Below are 19,035 nucleotides of genomic sequence, written 5' to 3'. Positions count from 1 at the left end.
CAACAGACCAAAGGAACGCAGCGACTCGTCCTGGCTCTGGGCCAAAGCCTGAATGGGGGCGCATACCAATCGGCACAATCGTCGCGGCCAAGGTGGCGATGAGCAACAGACATGCGGTTACCTTGAAGACGGCGCGTAGCATTCTCCATCAATGGCAATGGTTGGAACGCAACGCTACTCCACGTATTAAGGCGCCGAGCAAAACCGCGTCTGCAGAAGGTCGGGCGTAGCAGATCGGTGGATCTGCCGCAGGAAACAGGTCATATCCGACGGTTAATCAATTCGGCTTATGTCCGAATGTAGTAGCAGGTGTACTGACCGTTTCACGATAGTATTCGACCTTGGCCTCTGGCAAGGTTCGGAAACATTATATGGAACGCAATGTCCACTACCACGTCATGGACTTCTTGCGCATTTTTGCAGCGCTTTTGGTGTTACTGAACCATTTCGCGACATTCGCCTGGAGCAGTGCGTCAGTCGCCGAGGGAAGCGATGTCGCCTTCGGTTTCCTGTCGGCGTTTGCCGGTTTGGGTGCTGTAGGGGTCGAAGTTTTTTTCGTAATTTCCGGGTTTGTCATTGCCATGAGCGCCTCAGGCGAAGGGGGCGCGTCGCACGCGCTGCGTTTCGCGCGCATGCGCGCTACGCGTATATTGCCCGCCTTGTGGCTGTCCGCGCTCGTCAGTCTGGCCGCACGAGCTCTTTATGGCGAGGATTTTTCACGTCTTCTGATGGATTTTTGCAGATCGGTAACGTTGTCTCCTAAGGGCCCTTATATCGACGGGGTCGTATGGTCTCTCGTTGTCGAGGCCGTATTTTACGTCTTGGTTGCCGCGTCAATTTTGTCGAGGTTTCGTTTATCACTCTACGATCTGGCCAAAATAATAGGGTTTTCCAGCTCGGCATACCTTCTTGTTCTCTCCGGCTTGCATTTGCTGCCGCCGTCCTCGTGGTCGGAGGAAGCGATTTTGGTGCTTTCGCGGTTCCCCTTCAAACTGCTTCTGCTGCAGCACGGCGTTTTCTTCGCTACAGGCATGATCTTCTTTCTTGTCAGGAACGGCGGTGATGACCGTAACAAAATGGGGCATGCGGCGAAGACAGTATTGATATTGTTTTTTGGCAGTATGAGCACGGTGGAGATCTTCATTTCGATTGAACGCGGTTATGAGTACAAGCTATCAGCAGTGATAATTTGGTTGATCTGCATGTATGCAATGGCAGCAGGAATAAAATATGGTGAGTTCGTTAAACATAAGCTTTATAGGTACAACGCAATTGTGAAGTATATTGGAGGAATAAGCTACCCTATATATCTGAATCACTATTCATTTGGCATGATTATGGTATGGTGGTTGTTTTCATTGAGTTTTCCGATGCCCATTGTTTTCGTTCTCTCCATCTTGCTCGTTTTAGGTTTGAGCATGGCCGTTATGTGGTTGGAAAAGAGGATTCAAAACGCCGTCAGGGGAGGGTTCCCTAAACCCGCCGCCAAACGAGATCAAAATGGCGGTTTAGCGTCCCCGATAGGGAATCAGGAAACCCCACGGCTATTGGGTGGTGAGCAGTGGGGACGTAACCGATGAGATGCGGGCCGACTGCATCAACAGCCAGGTCCCGCCCGAGTCAGGCGACATTTTCAGCGTGACCTCAGCTCAGTCCGCCAAGGGTGTACTAGTTTGGCGGTGGAGCGTTCACGCTATGGAGCGCAATTAAGGCGGTTGAAGTGCCGCTCGCCCTAAGCGCTGGTTTCCATGATGCGCAAAAGCCGATGCGCCCCCCGTTGCACGGGCTTCGATCGGTGGGGTTGGCACTCCAGACAAACCTTTTTCCGGGTACCTGGCAGGCGGTCTCTTCGCATTTGCGAGGTAATCGGGGAGTCATAGCTACCGCGAATGAGGTATCCCTTGCCCCTGTCGCGGCTGAAACCGGAGACAGTTTGGCTCGAAAGAGGGGCATCAATCGACCCATTCCGGGTCCTGGAACTGCAGCGAAGGTTACTCATCGAGCCGGAGTAGTTCTGAGCGTCTGAACTAACGCTCTTGCCCGTTGAAACGTCGTCACGGCAAAGAGAAAATCTCGTGCCGGCCCCAGTGGCGAGCTGCTGGTCCTGTGAGGCAGCTGACTACAGCGGCTTGCAGCGTTGCACTTGAGTGAATCGGGGCTGCCCGAGTTGGAGCATTCCGAGGTGTTACCTGCGAGTGAAATCAGAGGGTTGCATAAAGGAAGTGGTACGTTCCGCCCGATTGAACGACCGGGCGGTTCGCGCCGGACAACGTCAGCGCGACCTCAAGTCAGCAGCGATGCTTGGCTTGCAGTCGGTACGGCGGGCCAGTCACACCGAAGGTCGTAAGCGATCCGTAAGCGTGCGTGTTCGAAAGTTGCACGGTGAGTGGCTGGTGTCACCAAGCGCTTCCGACCGCCGGAGGCCTTGCCATTCGAATGGATGGTGCAGAGAGTCGATCAAACTTTATGATGAGTATTGGGTACCTACTGCGCTCGATCAGGCGTGATCCTTGCCTTTTTGTGAGAGTGCAGTGCAATATCACCCATTGGTTGTAGCCCGCGCAGGGTACTCAACATGTCAAAGCTGGAGTACGTTTTCGCGTAGGGAGGTTATCTAGGGCGGATTGGCGGGGTTCGAATGACGTATGCTACAAGCCTTTCATTGAGTGAGAATGAACACCGGCCGACGTCAGTCGCAGTCAAAAGCGACGATAAGGCGTATATCAAGGCGCTAGGCTTCGTGCCAAAGCGATATGCGGCGGAAACCGCTATCGTCAATCAGGGCGAGGACGGCGACCGCGTCTTCATAATCGAGTCTGGCTGGGGATGCATTTCTCATGATCTTGCCGGCGGACAGCGACAGATTTTGGACTTTGCCCTGAAGGGCGACATTGTCCGGCCACAGACGTACTCGGGCACTGCTCTTGAAACATTTGTGGCTCAAACCGACCTTGCGGTGTTAGAAGCCTCGACCAAGACACTTGCTCTTGGCGCAGCGAAGTCGCCCTACATAGCCTCCCTTTTTCTCGAAACTCTCGCGCGCCAGAGAGCGATTGTTACCCAACACCTAACCAATATAGGTCGACGCAGCGCCTTGGCGCGTACAGCGCACCTGCTGCTCGAACTGAGAGCGCGATTGGAGCGCGTCGGCGCTGTCAGCCGCGCTGGCTATGCATGCCCTCTCACCCAGTACGACCTCGCGGACGCGCTCGGGCTGACGCCCGTCCATGTCAATCGAATGCTGCGGGAATTGCGGGAACGCGGGTTTCTGGAGTTCCGCCAAGGTCATGTCCGCGTGCTGGATCGACTGGGCGTAACGAAATTTGCCGAGTTCGATGACAGGTATATCGATGGTTGACACTTACATTGGCGCACGACGCAAAGGCGGCGCGACACGCCTCAAAGTCGCACTGCCATCGGCGAGGCCGGCTGTCATTACGGACGGCGTCAACCCGCGCCTGACAAACAACGCGAGGTCCAGATTCCAGTCGGTGTGTTCTCAGGCTACCCTCCCTCCTAGACCAAATTACTAGGGCCAAAAGTGAAGGAGTAAAATTTTTTACGTTTTATTAACCTAAATTAGTGAAGGCGCATCTTTTCGGCGATAAACATTATTGACGGGATAGTGCTGTTCCATGGCGGGGCTTGGGAATCCCACAGTTATAGTGAAGGCGACGCGAACAGAACATCGCTCGTGGGAAATAGTATTTGCCTGAAGTCCATCTCGTACTGGTCACGAAACGTGGGTAAAAGTTTGGGGAGTAAGTTCATGGTTCCGACAATTCAACTGGATAGCAAATCACCCGGTGCACTGGAATTCGTATCGCGGACGACCGGGAATGGAATACATCTTCGTAGACACGGCTTAGCCGAATCCTGCCTGGCTCTGCTGGATGAGCGAGTGCTTGACCGACAATGTCTTGCGCAATGCCTGACCGCCTATGGCATCGGGAAGGAAATCCTGTCGTTCAGTTCGATCGAAGAGTGGCGGCATCAAGAGAATGCACTGACGACGTCGGCTATTCTGCTGAACGTGGGCAGCCGAAAGGTGACAGACGCAAGGACCGGCAGCGAAATCGCCGATCTCGTGAATGAGGCCCACCCGGTGCCAGTGCTGATTTTGGCCGATACCGACGATTTAGAGCAGATTCTGAAGGCGTTGAATTATGGCGCAAAAGCCTACATCCCGTCGTCGATCCGTTTCGAGATCTGTGTTGAAGCCGTAAATCTTGTCCTAGCCGGTGGCACGTTTGTCCCTGCAAGCAGCGTGCTTGCCCAGCACAAGGCAATCGACACAACCGTCGAAATGACAAGGCCCATGGCGAGTGTGTTCACGGAGCGGCAAGAAGAGGTCGTCCAGGCTCTCAGGCGTGGGAAGGCGAACAAGATAATCGCTCATGAGCTCAACCTCCGAGAGAGCACGGTCAAGGTTCACATCCGCAACATCATGAAGAAGCTGAAGGCGACGAACAGGACGGAGGTCGTCTACAAGCTCAACGAGATGTTTCCTGGCGTCCACGTGTTGAGCCGACCGAGCTAAACGGTTTTGTCGTCATGACAGTGGCACGGCTGCATGCTCGCAATGGGGCCCGTTGGTGGCGATCCTGCTCGACCGTTGCAGTTCGCCGCTCTTTTTGTTGCAGATATGGATTGAAGCCATGCTAGACCGGCCGATGGCGGCAATTGCTCACAAGTCATGGCTTGGGGCGGACGCCGCGCAGGACTTTATCAGCCTCGCTGACGTTGTTTCATTTGTTCGGCAGTACCTTTTCTCGATTCTGGCGTTCATCGTCGCCGGAATCGTTTGCGCCACGTTTTACTTTGCTACCTCGGATTCTATTTATGCCGCGCGAACCCAGATCCTGATCGAACCAAAGATACCCAGAGACCTTCAGCAGCAACCCGCCGAAGTGAATCTGTCGCTCGATACCGCTCAGGTCGAGAGCCAGCTCGCAGTTCTGCGCTCCCAGAAGATCGCGATGATGGTGATCGACGACCTTGGACTCATGGACAATCCAACGTTCAGGGATATGCACGGTCCGACCATCGGCGAGAGGTTTCACAGGGCTTGGATGAGTGTCGTTGAGGCCGGCGGGCTCGATACCAGCTATGCCGCGTTGACCAATTTCTTCCAACGAGTGCTGCCCGGGCCGGATCAAATCCAAACCAACAGTCCGCAGCTGGAATCCGAGCGTCGGCGTAGCGCGGTCGAGATTTTCAACGATGGCCTGGATGTCCAGCGTGTCGGTGTCTCGTATGCAATAGACATTTCGTTCCAGTCTCTGGACCCGGCATTGGCGGCACGCATCGCAAACGCCACAGCGGAGGCGTTCGTGCGTGAGCAAGTGCAAACGACAACAAAAGCGGCCGGCGAAGGCATCGCATGGTTGGAAAGGCGGATGCGGGAGGTCGGCGATCAGATGAACAGGGCGACTAGGGTCGTCCAGGAGTTTCGCGCAAAACACGACTACAGCATAGGTCAGGACGAGACGCCCATTGAGGGACAGGGTCTCGCGCCCAGCGAAGAACAACCAACACGCCAGACTACGCTAGAGCAGCTGGAAGTTACAGCCGACACCTATCGCAAGATGTATGAAAGCCTGCTCGGGGCGTATACGAACTCGGTCGACCAGCAGCTTTATCTGATCGCCAACGCTCGTGTCATTACATCCGCAACGAGCCCAAAGAAAGCAAGTCGGCCGCGCAAGACGCTGATCCTCGCCTTTGGCGCACTTGCCGGAATGGTGGCTGGCGTCGGGTTCGCCGTAGCGCGGCGCGGGCTCGATCGGAACGTGAGGACCCCGCATCAGATCCGCCGCGAACTGGGCCTGACCTGTATCGGAGAATTGCCGCCGGTCAGTTTCAGGCGCGGTGGTTTTGGCCGCCTTGACGAGGTGCTCAAGAATCCGGACTCTTCATTCAGCGGCAGCCTCAGGAGCGTCAAGGCGATCATGGGCTTGGCCGGGGCCACCCCTTCAAGACGTCGCATCGGAATCACATCTGTGTGCCCCGGTGATGGAAAGAGCACCGTTGTAAGCAATCTGGCGGCCCTGTGTGGAGTGTCGGGCACAACGACCCTCGTGATCAACGCCGACCATAGGTCGGCACTGGCCAACGAACGTCTCTTGTCCTCCGATCTCAACGTGATCGATGGAGATTCCGGCAGCCCCAAAGATATCGGCAAGCAAATCGAGTTTATTGAAAAGACATCGTTTTATTACTTGAAGAACGATGTGTCGAATTCGACGAATTTGCTTGTTCCCGATAATATGGAGAAATTACTGAGCGAAGTTGACGCTTACAGTGTCATCATTGTTGAGCTCCCATCGTTTAGTTCAGGCGCCGAAGGGCTTGCTGTCTGCCCGCTTCTTGATGGCGTGATTGTGGTGGCGCAGTGGGGCGTGACGCCGCTTGATCAACTGGAAGATCTGACGCAGACACTCAAAAACACCAATTCGTCCGTCCTTGGCGTGTTGATGACACGTGTTCGTTCTGTTTCGGCTCATCGTTACCGCCGGAAGCGCGCAGCTCAAGCACCGCGCTGACATCCTGTCTTCCTCGCGGCGGTGTCAGTCGAGCACGAGCCCAGCGGCAAGTCTCGACACCGCCCGTCAATTCGAACACCTGCCTGTCAAAGTGAATCTGCGCCCCTTGCAGGCGGCGCAGAGAACCGCGAGATGAACGATCAATTCCGATATTGTGCCAGTCATTGGACCGAGCAGCCATTCGTCCGTACCCAGCCTAGCATCATAGGGGGTAGCCCCCGCTGCCAATCATCCCCGATCTACCACCTTTTCCTTGCTTGCCGGAGATCATCCGTCGTCGACAAAATGCAAACGAAAAACAGCTGAAATCGGGCGCAAGCAGAGATGTCCAAGATGATCGAAAGCAATCTGCGACCGTGCGAAGACTTGGCCATTGACGACTGGACCATTCTGGTCGGAGCCAGGCCTGCGGCGACATTGCCTCTTCGGCGTGAAAGCGGCGCGGCCGCCACATCGAACACGCCAGACCTTTCGTCGCCTCAACTCAACGCAAGCCATGACAATGGCACCGTTTCGCTTGAGCCGGATATGCAAACGGCAAGCATTGAAGAAGATGCGCGGGGCGACCGGCGACAGCCTCTCGGCGGTTGGGCCAAGAGGTTGCTGGATCTGATGGTAGCCTCGACAGCGCTCATCCTGGCCAGTCCAATCCTGGTTCTGATCCCGCTACTGATCAAGGCCACCACAGGCGGTCCGGTGCTGTTCGTTCACCGCCGTATTGGATTCAACGGAAAGGCCTTCGACTGCTACAAGTTCCGCACCATGGTACCGAATGCCGAGGAGGTGCTCGAACGGCATCTGAGCTGCAATCCACAAGCCGCCCAGGAATGGGCAGCCAACCAGAAACTGAAGTGCGATCCGCGTATCCTGTTTCTCGGAAACATGCTTCGCAAATCGAGCCTGGATGAGTTGCCGCAGCTGTTCAACATCTTGCGTGGTGACATGAGTTGCGTCGGTCCGCGACCTGTCGTTGCCGACGAATTGCAACGCTATGGCGCCGCATCGCACGAATATTTGAAGACGCGGCCAGGTCTGACCGGCCTCTGGCAGATAAACGGGAGAAACATGACCGAGTATTCACATCGCGTTTTACTGGATATGCAGTACGTTCGGACATGGTCTCTGCGCCGCGATCTTTCGATCCTGATGCGGACAATACCGGCCATCATGAAGTTTGATCAGACCTCCTGAAATTGGCCATGTCAGGGGGAGGTGCAGCACAAATGGCCTCAACGGATTGTCGCCCACGCCGTTATCGCCCCGGGCGGTGCCGCAGCACGGCAATTGCAAGGCCGACCAAGTAGGCAATTTGGGTGACGACAACAAGGTAGAGTGTCGATCGGATGCTGGTTTGAACAGACAGGTGGAGAAAACTGCTCGTAACGATGCTGCCGACGATCACCACCAATGTCGCCACTATCAGCGCCGGCGCGCGCAGCGTAAGCCCTATTATCAGGGCAACACCTGCAAACGCGACAATGGCAAGCAGCACGGCGATCTCCTCCTCCCAGGGTCAATTTACGCTGCGCAAGGTCAACCCTGTCCCAAGGAAATCAGAGTCGCTCGTTTTTGTGAAGCCAACCATTTAGCTCAGCGGTTCCGGCGGCGCCGTCAGGGTCTGGATCATTGATGGTCGGAGTGTGAAATGCAGGTTTCGCTCGTTGGGGCACTGATTTGCACGGGACTCCTGGCCCTCGTCGTTTATATGCGCTGGTCGATGATCACTGCGCTGATTGCCTCTCTGGCTTTTGGAGCGACGGCAATCGGGACAATAACCTCGCTTGGCGGCTCATCGCCGCTCATCTTCACCGTCTTTAATATGCTGGTGATAGTGGCCGCGCTGGCTCGAAGGGGAATCTGGAGAGAAATAGGAGCGGTCTTCGTTCGTATAGGTGCAGCATGGATCGTCTGCGCGCTGATGATCTATGTCTGCATCGGAGCGCTGTTATTTCCGAGGCTCTTTGCAGGGCAGACAAGCGCCTTCGTCGCTTCCCGCACCGGCAAAGGCGTCTACGAAGCGGCCTTGGCGCCGGTATCGGCCAATATCTCTCAGGCGGGATACTTTATTCTGGGAGGGCTGACGTTCCTGGCGGCCTGTCTGCTGCTTCAGCGCAGCGGCACGTTAGCCGACATCAGGCGAGGCTTCTTCCTTTGGTTCAGCTTGCACGTGTTCATGGGCATTTTGGATTTGTTGGGCAAAGTGATCGGCGCCGGCGACATCCTCGCCCCGATTCGTACGGCCAACTACGCCATGCTGACGCAAGTTACGGAAGCTGGATTTTGGCGGATCGCGGGGGCGTTTTCAGAGGCATCGTCGTTCGGTGGGGCATCGCTGGCAGGGCTGGCGTTCACCTACACCTATTGGCGCAAGACCGGATCCAAATTTGCATTGGGGTTAGGAGCGGCCCTTTTTGTTCTCCTGCTGCTGTCGACATCGTCGACCGCCTATGTCGGTCTTGCAATCGTAAGCGTGCCCGTTGTCTTTTCCATCGTGAAGTCGCTCGCTTCAGGTCGGCTGAGGTGGGGGGAAGCACTGCTTATCGCGTTGCTACCGCCCTTGCTCCTCTCCGCGATGGCCGCCAGTCTGTTCTATCCGCATTTCTTAGATCCGGTCTTGCAGCTTGTCGACAACACGGTAATCAACAAAGTCACATCAGCCTCCGGCCAGGAGCGCAGCTACTGGAACTACAAAAGCCTGCAGTCTTTCTTCGATACAGGTGGACTGGGAGTCGGGTTGGGAAGCTCGCGGGCCTCGAGTTGGCCGATCGCGGTGCTTTCCCAGTTGGGGCTGTTCGGCACCGCGATGATGGCAGTTCTGTTGGCAATGCTGGTGCGGGGGATGCGGGGTAGCCGCGTCGGTCGCATCGATCCCGAGATCGACGCGATCGCGTCGAGTGTCCGCGCTTGCGCCTTATCGGCGCTCGTGGCCGGATCCCTGGCAAGTGGCGGCGCCGACCCGGGTATCGTGTTCTTGATTCCTCTCGCTGTCGTTCTTGTCAGCCGGCTCTTGCCAGTTGAAGACGACAGTGTTGCTGAGGCTCCCGTAAGGACGCTCCGGCATTCGCCCGATTCCAGCGAACACGTGATTCAATCGCAGGTCGGCACTGTTCCCGGCCGCGCCTAAAGCGATATAGGCTCAGAGCTTTCGGAAGTATCCATGAGCTCCGAAACCCATAGTGCTATCGAATCCACCATACAAAAGCGCAACCTTTTCGGGTTTATCGCTAAAGAACTCGTCGCAGGCCTTCTTTACCCCCGGATAGAGATCGACCGAGTCGAACAATCCAGGATCACTGTAGTCGTCTATCAGACATGCAGCACCCTTTGATAGGCGAGGATACACATGCTCCAAGCTGACCTTAACCGAGTCGTATAGGTCACCATCCAGATGCGCAAATGCAATTTTGTCCGGCAACTGTGTGGGAAGCGTATCTTCGAACCATCCCTGGTGAAGAATAGGCTGCCGAAGATTCAAACGCTTGAAGTTTGCCATGAGCGCATCCTTCGTAGTGGCCATGTCGCCCTTGTGAGCGTTGGCGTGGCCGTCTTCGGCACTGGCGTTCGGGAGACCTTCGAAGCTGTCATACAAGTGAAGGTTCCTGCTTGGATCGTAGTGCTGAAGTATGCGTTGGAATACCACGGCTGACTTGCCTTCGTGGCATCCCAATTCACAGAAGTCTCCCGGTACGTTGTAGAAAAGCGCTGCGCCTGCCAAGTGATACATGTCCATTCTCTGTTCAACACTGGTCATCCAGCCCGTGCGAACAGGTGGTGCGAGGACGAGATTTATTCCAAGTTTTCGGAGAACCTTGTTGGCAAAGCGAACCGTCTGAGACTTGGATGGCTTCTGTTGAATCCATTCATCGAACGTGTTGGTCAAGAAGACGTTCGGTAGTTCAGTTGCTTGCATAGCGAAGTCTCTTTTCCTATAAAAGAGCGCGATGGCGATAGAGCCATATAGTGCGTGTATTGGTCAAGGAAGTTGCCTGATCTACATCAAGCAGTCGCGCGCTTCTACCTAATCATTCTAGCAAAACCCGCCGCCGGGGGCTACGGAATGCCTACAGTATCGACGGCGGTTTCTGCCTTGAGTTCTATTCCCGGCGCCTCGTGCCGCTCGGTCGATGTCAGGTCCAGCGCGCCCGTTTCATCCGGAGCCAGTGGTATTTCAACCTTGATCGTGTCTCCGGGCTCTACGGCACTCGTTTCGTTAGCTTGGATTTGCACTGTCGCGCCATCCGCCGACGGTCGGAAAATCGTGTAGATCGGCGCAGCCAGATCCGCGTCGGCTCGGCGGGCAAGAAGGGTCGGGGCAGATACCGCCGACTCGTACAATAGCCGCCTTGCTGTTTCTGTCTTGCTTTCGAGAGCATCGAGCTCAGCTTGCGTTTGACGCAGGTCGATCGTTACCTCATTTTTCCGCCCGTCCTCGAGCTCGAGAATTGATATGTCTGTTTTACTGATTTCCTGACGCCCGCGCAGCAGACTGGTTTCCGCCGACAACCTCTCGCTCTGCGCCTGGGCAAGGGCCCGCTCTAGAGAAAATTCCCGCGGCGCCGCCGCAAGACCTTTGACCACCAACGCCGAAACCGCTGTCAACTCTTTCTGGATTGAGCCGATCTGCTTGTCGAGGAAAACGAGTTGCGCTTCCAGCGAGGCCAGTTCCTTCTGGAGGAACTCACGCAGACCATGGAGCGCCTTGATCTGAGTGTCCAATCCCTCGCTGCGCGCTTGGAAGATCAAGCGCTCCTGCTTCAAGAGCATAGCAAAGACGTCGTCCTGAATACGCGACGTCAACTGGGCCGGAAACTTAATGTCGCTGGCATGCGAGAGTTCCGCCTCGAGTCGTGCCTTGCGAGCGAGGAGACTGGCCTCGCTCAGTCTAAGCAGGCTCACATCCCCTTGGCCCTGGATCACTTCGCGCTCGAACCTGGCATCCCTGTCCTCTCGAGTCCGCAACCCGCCCGCGATGCTCAATGCCTGCAAGACGGTCAGTCCGGGCCGGTATGCGAATTCTCCCGACTGCGTCACCTTGCCGACAACATAGAACGGTCGGAACTGGACGATTTCCACCGCCGTATTCGGTTTTCGCGCAAGGCCGACACTTTTCATCAGCCTGTCGCCGATGGAGTTCGCAATCTCGCCGGTGGTGAGGCCGGCAGCCTTGATTTCACCGACCAGCGGCAGCGAAACGGAGCCGTTGGGACCGACCGTGTATTCGTCGTTGAGAGCATCCCAGCCAAATATCGTGTCGCGCGACGCACGCCACTCGTAGACCTTGACGCGCAGCTTGTCCTGCGGGCCGAGCACATAGTCTTTGGCGTTTGCAGCCGAAACACCCAACATGCAGGCCAAGGACATCCCCGCCGACACCACGACGTGGAGAAAGCGCCAAGCGCCACGATCGGACAGCTTGCCCAGGCACCGAACTCGGTGATTTGAACGAGCGCCGCTGTTGACGGAAAAGGGCAGTTCCTCGAACATCACTTACCTCTGCACTAGATCTTCAGAATATATTCGGGCTCCACCCGGCCCCTTGCGACATGTGAAAGGGCCAGGAGATTGCCGCGCAGTCGCCCTCGCCGGTCGACATAGGGTTCCGGCCAGAGGCTGCGCGCGAGATTGGCGAGCAGATTTTTGCCCATCAATCTAAGTGCGAACGTCGATGGAACGGTCCCTTTGCGGACGAGGTAGATCGGATTCGCCACCTGGGAATAGCCGAAGCGAATGCCGTTTACGCGACCGCTCTTGATGCCGAGATGAACCCCGCGGATCGACCGCAAACAGACAACCCGCCCTCTGGCTCTCAACTGACTGGTGAAATCAACGTCTTCCTGCCACCCATAGAGCACAAGCCGTTCGTCGAAGCGCAGGCCGCCGATGAATGCCGCCCTGATCGACATGTTGCATCCATAGGCGCTGAGTTGGTCCACCCCACGCGTTTCGGTCGCTGGGCCGGCTTCGCGAAGCGCCTGGATACCCTCGTCCCACGTGAGCCCTGCAGTGGTCGCACCGTCCTTCAGCACGTTTCCAGTCACCACTGCCCAGTCGGACTGCTGCTTGAACGCCTTCGATACGCCTTCGAGATAGTCGTCCGCAGGAATGAAATCGTCGTCGAAAAAGGTGATTATGTCGAAACGGTCGCCTGCGATATCGAGGGCGATGTTGCGTTGCGCCGGCAAGCCGGTTTTTCCGAATACGCGCGATACAGGAAACCGGCAAACTATGTTGTTGGGAGTATGATCGGCGTCAGGAGCCGAGACTATCACCGCGTCAGGGAGCAGGGTCTGTCGCTCAAGCTGTGCGAGAAGCCGAGCCACATGTTCCCTGCGACCAAACGTTGCGACGATAACAGCCACTTTCATCGACGATCAACTCTCCTCGCGGGCAATGGATGCAGATACGGCGCGCGACCACTGCTTGCGAAGTGAGCGCGCTATGATCCTAATCCGCCGGTCGCGCCGATGCAGCCTGCGCATAAGGTTAGCGTTGAGGCGTGCTTAGGCCCATCGAAGTAGGGGACGTACCTCGTTGGAGTACATCCGGCCTCGGGAGGGTGCGGCGCTTAACCCGATAGGCAACTTGTTTGGACGGGACGGACGACACACAGTCGCTAAGCATCCGGGCAACAAGAATTCCGGAAAAAGGTGCCAACATTCCGTGAGGGGCAAAGCATGCGCCATGTGCGACAGCCGAAAGCAACCACCATGGTGGGCCGTGATGCCAAACATTTGCGATCCATCAGCAAAACGCCATTTGCCGCGATAGACCGCAATGCCCGCATCGCCGTCGTGCATGATTGGTGCCCCAACTTTCGGGGAGGGGAGCAGGTCCTTGCTCGGATCTGCAAGACTTTTCCGAGAGCCGAGGTCTTTACCCTCTTTGATTTTCTCCCGAAGGAAATCAAGGAAGAGTATTTTCCAGGCGTAGTTTTCCACGTTTCCGGCATGAATCGACTTCCATTCGTGGAAAAGTACTACAGGTCACTTTTCTTTCTCTGTCCGTTTATGATCGAACAATTTGATGTCACAGGTTATGATGCGGTAATTTCCTCTTCGGCCGCATTCTCTCGAGGCGTTCTGACTCGCCCAGACCAACTACACCTGTGCTATGTGCACAGTCCGGTGCGGTATGCGTGGGACGAACAATTCTCCTATCTGCAGCAAGCCGGCTTGGGATTTGGACCGAAAGGTCTTGCGTTTCGTTACATGCTTCACAGGCTGCGGACCTGGGACACCCGAACGGCACATGGTCCTGACCTGATGCTGGCAAACTCGAATTATGTCCGCTCCCGAATCGAACGGATTTACGGCCGCGACGCGCGGGTAGTCCATCCGCCCGTCGCCATCGAGGATTTTAAACTCGTCGTCAACAAGGATGACTACTACGTCACCGCCGCGTTCCACGCCCCGTATAAGCGTACGGATCTGATAATCGAGGCGTTCAGCAAAACGCCGTCGCGTCGCCTGATTGTTGTAGGCGACGAAGTACAATCCAAGCATCTGCGATCGCTTGCCGGCTCCAACATAGTCTTCACCGGTTATCTGCCGCGGCATGAATACATCGAAAGAATCGCCAATGCTCGTGCGATGGTGTTCGCTGGATGCGAGGATTTCGGGATAGCGCTTGCCGAGGCCCAGGCGTGCGGCACGCCATTGATCGCCTTCGGCCGCGGAGGCGCGCGCGACATTGTCCGGCCGCTTGGCGAGAGCGCCCATCCGACAGGTGTGCTCTTCGACCGTCAGGCCATCGATTCCGTAGCTGAGGCCATTGATCTATTCGAGAAAAATGCGCTGTCCATTACGCCGCACGCCTGTCGCATGAACGCGACCCGGTTCTCCGAGGAAAGATTCGACCTGGCGATTCTCGACGCCCTCGGCCTGGCCCAGTCTGTCCAACTCGCTCGCGCAACCGAGTACAATGAACTCTTCGGAGCCGAGAGCTCGACGCGCGATATAACCGGTTCACTTATCGAGCCAATTCTACAATGAATTCATTTGACCTTCACATGGCAAGCAACAGCAAAGCGCTTCGACCGGCCGCGTGTCCGTGCTGCTCGGCCCCCGTCAGCCGGTCAATCTACCGGGTCGAATCCATCCCGGTGCATAGCTGCGTCCTGCTTAATTCGGCCCAAGCAGCCCACGCCTTTCCCCGCCGCGACCTTGACCTCGCATTCTGCGAAGCATGCGGGTTCATATTCAACAAGGCCTTTGACGAAACGGTCATGGGCTATTCGACCAATTTTGAGGAATCCCAGCATTTTTCCAGCACCTTCAACAATTTCGCGAAGGGACTTGCACGCGAGATTGCACAAAAATGTGCGATAGCCGGCAAGCACGTGTTGGAGATCGGCTGCGGCAAGGGTGAATTTCTCCGCGAACTTTGCATATCGGGTGGCGCCACCGGGCTCGGCATCGATCCAGCTTATCGAGCCGACAAAGGCCGTAATGACGAGTACGGCGACGTCAAGATCATCGTCGATTTTTTCGGACCAGACTACCAGCATCTCCAGGCGGATACGGTCCTCTGTCGCCACACGCTCGAGCACCTAAGCTCGGTGTCGAGTTTCGTGCGGCTGATCCGCAAGATGATCGGCAAAAGGACCCAGGATTGGGCCGTCTTCGAAACGCCCGATGCAAAACGTGTGCTCGTAGAGAGCGCGTTCTGGGACATTTACTACGAGCATTGCTCCTATTTCAGTCCTGGCGCGCACGCACGCCTGTTTCGCCAGGAAGGTTTCGACGTTACCGATCTGGAACTCGTCTATGACAACCAGTACATCGTTCAGTACGCCCGGCCGTCGGCAGGCCGGACGACACCGAGACTACCGCTCGAGCACGATCTGGAAGTGATGCACCGTTTGGCGGAAACCTTTCCCGCTCGCGTGCGAGCCGTTCAGAATTCCTGGCAGGAGCGCATTCGCGCCGCGCACGCCGCCGGCCGGCGGGTCGTCCTGTGGGGCGGCGGCTCCAAGGCAGTGTCGTTCCTGACGACCTTGCAGCTTGGAGACGAAGTCTGGGCAGCAGTCGACATCAACCCTTACAAGCAAGGCAAGTTTACGCCCGGAACCGGTCACCCGGTCATTGCGCCTAGCGACCTGTTGGACACTCCGCCTGACTTGGTCATCGTGATGAACCCGATATACCTGAATGAAGTGGCGCAATCCTTGAAAGCGCTGGACCTGCGACCCGAAATCGTCGCGGTCTGATCGCACTTTCGTTAAAGAAGAACCCGGAAAATGGAACATTCCAAGTCGCCGCAAGTGTCCCTTGGTATGCCGGTTTACAACGGCGAGAATTTCGTCGCCGAGGCGATCCAGTCGATCCTTGAGCAGGACTTCGATGATTTCGAGCTTGTCATCACCGACAATGCTTCGACAGATAGAACAGCCGATATATGTTTGGAATACGCGCGGCGGGACAAGCGCGTCCGCTATGTCCGAAACGCACGCAATTTAGGGGCCGCGGCCAATTTCAATCGAGCTTTCGAATTGAGCTCGGGCGAATATTTCAAATGGTGCGCGCACGATGACCTCTTGAGCAGTGGTTTCTTGACGGATTGCGTGCGTGCGCTTGACGCGAATGCCCGCCACGTCATTGCCTACCCGCGACTGCTGGGAATCGACGAGACCGGGCAGCTGACTTCCTATGTCGAAAGGGTGCTGCCGGACATGCAAGGATCGTCGCCCGCGTCCCGCTTCCGGTTGATGGTTGCTGCGCACGGATGGGATGCGGCGATGTTCGGCCTTTGGCGTCGGGATTCCTTAGTCAAAACGACATTGCACGAGCCCTACTACGGCTCCGACTGTGCGCTTCTGGCCGAGATGGCTCTTCTCGGGACGTTTGTTCACGCGCCCAACGCGATACTATACAGCCGCGACCATCCGACGCGCTCGGTGCGGTTGCCGAGCTCCGAACGATTGGCTTGGCAAAATCCTGGCGGCTCTAATGCGAATGCGTTTGAATTATCGAGGCGGCTAAAACACCTCGTCGCGATTGCCTATCGGCACAGGCGCACAGCACCGATGGGTATGACACTGTTTCATCTGGTTGCATGGATCTTGGATCCGCTGCTCATCGCGAGATTTTGCCTGGAACTTGTGGGCGTTGTTTCTCCGAAGCTTCGTACCAAGCTCCGCGGCGCTGGGCTGGGAGCGCTGAAACGCATTCACGCCGTCTCAAACCGATCTCCTGGCTAGAACGAGTGATCTGGTGCGGCGCCCGCCGGGAGGCTTTGCATGAACCTTCGCCAAGTCACGCCCGCGGCCGCAGCAGTGTCAGCCTTTCGAAAATTGCCGGAGGGCTCGGGCAAGAGAAATCTGGTGATCGTCCGGGCAGGGCGTAGCTCTTTGCATGCCGGCTGGACTGAGGGGACGGGCGAAGCCGACTTCGATCTTCTCGTGGCTGCCTACGAGCCTGGCGTCTCCCATGGACAGAACGATTTCAGTGTATTTCTGCCGGGGCGCAAGATCGCCGGGTATCATGCCTTGTTTCAATGCTACCCTGAAATTGTGACGCGGTATGATCTCATTGCATTGATCGACGATGACATCGAGGTGACGAAGCTGGACTTGAATCGCCTGTTCGCAATCGGCCGCCAATATAAACTTGATCTGTTTCAGCCAGCGCTGTCTTGGGATAGCTATTTCTCCTACGCAGCGACACTTGTCAGCGGCAAGCGATACTTGTTGCGATATACCAACACGGTCGAGATGATGTGTCCGGTGTTCAGCGCCAGGTGCCTGCAAACGGCGTTGAAATTATTCGGGCTTGGCTACGAGACGGGAATAGACCTTCTTTGGACCCGCCTGACTGACATGCCTTGGTTGCGTTACGCCATAGTTGACGATGTCGTTGTAAGACACACGCGGCCAGTCGGGACAACAAAGTCGCTTCAAGGTTTCGCCGCCAACGAGCGTTACGACGTACAGGTTGATGCCGTGCTGAAGAGGTTCGGCGCTGCGTTTCGCGGGTTCGTAACCTATGCAGCGGTTGACCGGCGCGGGCAGCTCATCCGGTCTCGCTTTCTGATCGGCCTTAACTCGCTGTCCCTTTGGCGGGCGCTGTCCAAGACGCCACTTAAATGGGCGCAGTTTATGCGCCGCTCAACCGACTATACGCGACACTGCTGGCTGAGGCCGGTCAACCTGCAACGGATCGACGTCGATGGAGTGGTAAAGTCAGGCCGTCAACCGCAAAAGGTGGGTCGCCGAATGCCACCGCCTGGATCTATCGAGCGTCCGTCCACCCGCTCATCCGGAAAATCGCAAGGTACTGGTTTCACGTCGTCTTAGATTGTGAGTCTGACTCTAAGGCATCTGGCCTTTGGACTTTCCGGGTAGTCCCCATCACAGCTTCCTCGGTAATGGCGCGCGGCTGCATGGGAGGCGGTGCCACAAACAGCCTGGCGAGGCGTTGGTAGATGCCGAGGTCACCAGCGAATGGACGCTCCAGCAGATGATAGGTTGCGAAACCCACGGCTACCGCCGCCGCCATGGTGGCGGGCGCGAGCAGGGCGCGAGCAGCGTCGTTCAACTCCAACCGATTGGCAACGGCGATGACCGCCGCGATAAAGAAATAGTGTGACAGATATATCGAATAACTTGCGTCACCCGCACGTTGCATCAGTGGAGAGTCGATCCTTGTCCCTGATTGCTCCAGCCCGACCACTCCCGCCACAATCAAGCCGGATGCGATGCCGAACCTCAGGAAGGTATCGGTCGGTGGCGAGACGGGGACGTCGCCGAAACCGATGACTTCCCCTCCAAAAGCGAGCCAAGAGACCCCGGCGGCGAGGCATAGCCACCACCTCATGGGATTTCTGGCGGTGCGCGCCGAATCGTGGAAGTAGCTCGCCGCCAGCACTCCCAATACGAAATCCATCAGGATTGGCCTCGTATAGAAAAAAGCCGCGACCCCATAATCGGAAAGACCTCCAATGCTGTTTCCGATACCGGCAAGAGAGACGATAACAGCGGTGATCGCCATGAGCCTGGCGCGTTTGGGCAACAACAACGCGACTGCAAAAATGCTGTAAAAAAACATTTCGTAGTTCAAAGTCCAACCAAGGTAGTAAATTGGGTAAAGGCTATCTGGCGTTTTCTCAAACGGAATAAAAACTAGAGATTTTGCGATTTGAGAAACTTCTATTTGAGTGCTGTTTAAAACATCAGGCATGGTCGCGCTCAAAATCACTATAAGAATTGTGAAAAACGCGTACAGAGGGGCCACCCTAAGGATACGCTTCCTGTAGAATTGAATGGGCCGTATGTTTTTATTTTGTGTCGTGCGGACCATGATGAATCCACTTATGACGAAAAATAGGTCCACACCTCCGTATCCAAAACTCCTCAGCCAATGCGGAAGGACGTCGGTCACTATCAGTTCCTGGGTATGAACCCAGACCACCAAAGTCGCGGCGATCGCCCGCATGACCTGAACATTGAAAACCATACCGGAAGGATTCCCGACTTCAACGTGGGCTTGGGCTC

Annotated in this window: 15 protein-coding genes; 10 read left to right on the top strand and 5 right to left on the bottom strand. The window is 56.3% G+C overall.

The genetic code is table 11. From position 1 onward, the window contains the following. Positions 1-371: 371 nt before the first annotated feature. The 5 genes from AC0L3N_RS05555 (at position 372) to AC0L3N_RS05535 (ending at position 7,736) form a co-directional block, all read left to right on the top strand. Positions 372-1,580 carry an acyltransferase family protein gene (locus AC0L3N_RS05555; protein ID WP_473546217.1) on the top strand — a complete coding sequence of 403 codons (1,209 nt, stop codon included), beginning with the start codon at positions 372-374 and terminating at the stop codon, positions 1,578-1,580. A gap of 1,058 nt (positions 1,581-2,638) precedes the next feature. Beyond that, positions 2,639-3,358, top strand: a complete 720-nt coding sequence (locus AC0L3N_RS05550) for a Crp/Fnr family transcriptional regulator (protein ID WP_123149271.1) — start codon at positions 2,639-2,641, stop codon at positions 3,356-3,358. 411 nt (positions 3,359-3,769) lie between these two features. Continuing rightward, on the top strand, positions 3,770-4,540 hold the full coding sequence (locus AC0L3N_RS05545) for a response regulator transcription factor (RefSeq protein ID WP_123149270.1): 771 nt from the start codon (positions 3,770-3,772) through the stop codon (positions 4,538-4,540). A gap of 55 nt (positions 4,541-4,595) precedes the next feature. Continuing rightward, positions 4,596-6,545 carry a GNVR domain-containing protein gene (locus AC0L3N_RS05540; protein WP_473546215.1) on the top strand — a complete coding sequence of 650 codons (1,950 nt, stop codon included), beginning with the start codon at positions 4,596-4,598 and terminating at the stop codon, positions 6,543-6,545. 528 nt (positions 6,546-7,073) lie between these two features. Continuing rightward, a complete protein-coding gene (locus tag AC0L3N_RS05535; RefSeq protein ID WP_123149290.1) occupies positions 7,074-7,736 on the top strand; it encodes a sugar transferase in 663 nt (220 codons plus the stop codon). Positions 7,737-7,797: 61 nt separating this feature from the next. On the opposite strand, the gene AC0L3N_RS05530 is transcribed toward AC0L3N_RS05535, so the two are convergent. Then, the gene (locus AC0L3N_RS05530; RefSeq protein WP_473546213.1) at positions 7,798-8,037 is read right to left on the bottom strand and encodes a hypothetical protein; all 240 of its coding nucleotides are present in this window, start codon (positions 8,035-8,037) and stop codon (positions 7,798-7,800) included. A gap of 153 nt (positions 8,038-8,190) precedes the next feature. Here AC0L3N_RS05530 and AC0L3N_RS05525 point away from each other — a divergent pair, with 153 nt between their 5' ends. Then, complete coding sequence (locus AC0L3N_RS05525) at positions 8,191-9,669, top strand: hypothetical protein (protein ID WP_208867783.1); 1,479 nt, start codon at positions 8,191-8,193, stop codon at positions 9,667-9,669. 12 nt (positions 9,670-9,681) lie between these two features. Here AC0L3N_RS05525 and AC0L3N_RS05520 read toward each other — a convergent pair whose 3' ends face one another. From AC0L3N_RS05520 to AC0L3N_RS05510, 3 genes are all read right to left on the bottom strand, one after another. Then, on the bottom strand, positions 9,682-10,455 hold the full coding sequence (locus tag AC0L3N_RS05520) for a TylF/MycF/NovP-related O-methyltransferase (RefSeq protein WP_473546211.1): 774 nt from the start codon (positions 10,453-10,455) through the stop codon (positions 9,682-9,684). Between the two features lie 140 nt (positions 10,456-10,595). Continuing rightward, positions 10,596-12,029 carry a polysaccharide biosynthesis/export family protein gene (locus tag AC0L3N_RS05515; protein ID WP_123149267.1) on the bottom strand — a complete coding sequence of 478 codons (1,434 nt, stop codon included), beginning with the start codon at positions 12,027-12,029 and terminating at the stop codon, positions 10,596-10,598. Positions 12,030-12,043: 14 nt separating this feature from the next. Continuing rightward, positions 12,044-12,910 carry a glycosyltransferase family 2 protein gene (locus tag AC0L3N_RS05510; RefSeq protein ID WP_123149266.1) on the bottom strand — a complete coding sequence of 289 codons (867 nt, stop codon included), beginning with the start codon at positions 12,908-12,910 and terminating at the stop codon, positions 12,044-12,046. 342 nt (positions 12,911-13,252) lie between these two features. Here AC0L3N_RS05510 and AC0L3N_RS05505 point away from each other — a divergent pair, with 342 nt between their 5' ends. The 4 genes from AC0L3N_RS05505 to AC0L3N_RS05490 all read left to right on the top strand — a co-directional run bounded on the left by AC0L3N_RS05505 (position 13,253) and on the right by AC0L3N_RS05490 (position 17,838). After that, positions 13,253-14,536, top strand: coding sequence for a glycosyltransferase (locus AC0L3N_RS05505; RefSeq protein ID WP_425294118.1), 1,284 nt, complete (start codon positions 13,253-13,255; stop codon positions 14,534-14,536). A 233-nt stretch (positions 14,537-14,769) separates the two neighbouring features. Beyond that, entirely contained in the window at positions 14,770-15,753 is a 984-nt protein-coding gene (locus AC0L3N_RS05500; protein ID WP_473546355.1) for a class I SAM-dependent methyltransferase, read from the top strand. A gap of 30 nt (positions 15,754-15,783) precedes the next feature. Continuing rightward, positions 15,784-16,743 carry a glycosyltransferase family 2 protein gene (locus tag AC0L3N_RS05495; RefSeq protein WP_473546209.1) on the top strand — a complete coding sequence of 320 codons (960 nt, stop codon included), beginning with the start codon at positions 15,784-15,786 and terminating at the stop codon, positions 16,741-16,743. A 39-nt stretch (positions 16,744-16,782) separates the two neighbouring features. Further along, positions 16,783-17,838, top strand: coding sequence for a DUF707 domain-containing protein (locus AC0L3N_RS05490; protein WP_123149262.1), 1,056 nt, complete (start codon positions 16,783-16,785; stop codon positions 17,836-17,838). Here the strand turns inward: AC0L3N_RS05490 and AC0L3N_RS05485 are convergent. After that, the gene (locus AC0L3N_RS05485) at positions 17,825-18,997 is read right to left on the bottom strand and encodes an acyltransferase family protein (protein ID WP_473546207.1); all 1,173 of its coding nucleotides are present in this window, start codon (positions 18,995-18,997) and stop codon (positions 17,825-17,827) included. The genes AC0L3N_RS05490 and AC0L3N_RS05485 overlap by 14 nt on opposite strands. Positions 18,998-19,035 lie beyond the last annotated feature (38 nt).

This window comes from Mesorhizobium sp. WSM4807, from assembly GCF_055811615.1.
The sequence above is the reverse complement of the archived record's forward strand: the minus strand, read 5'-3'. Positions and strand labels throughout refer to the sequence as shown.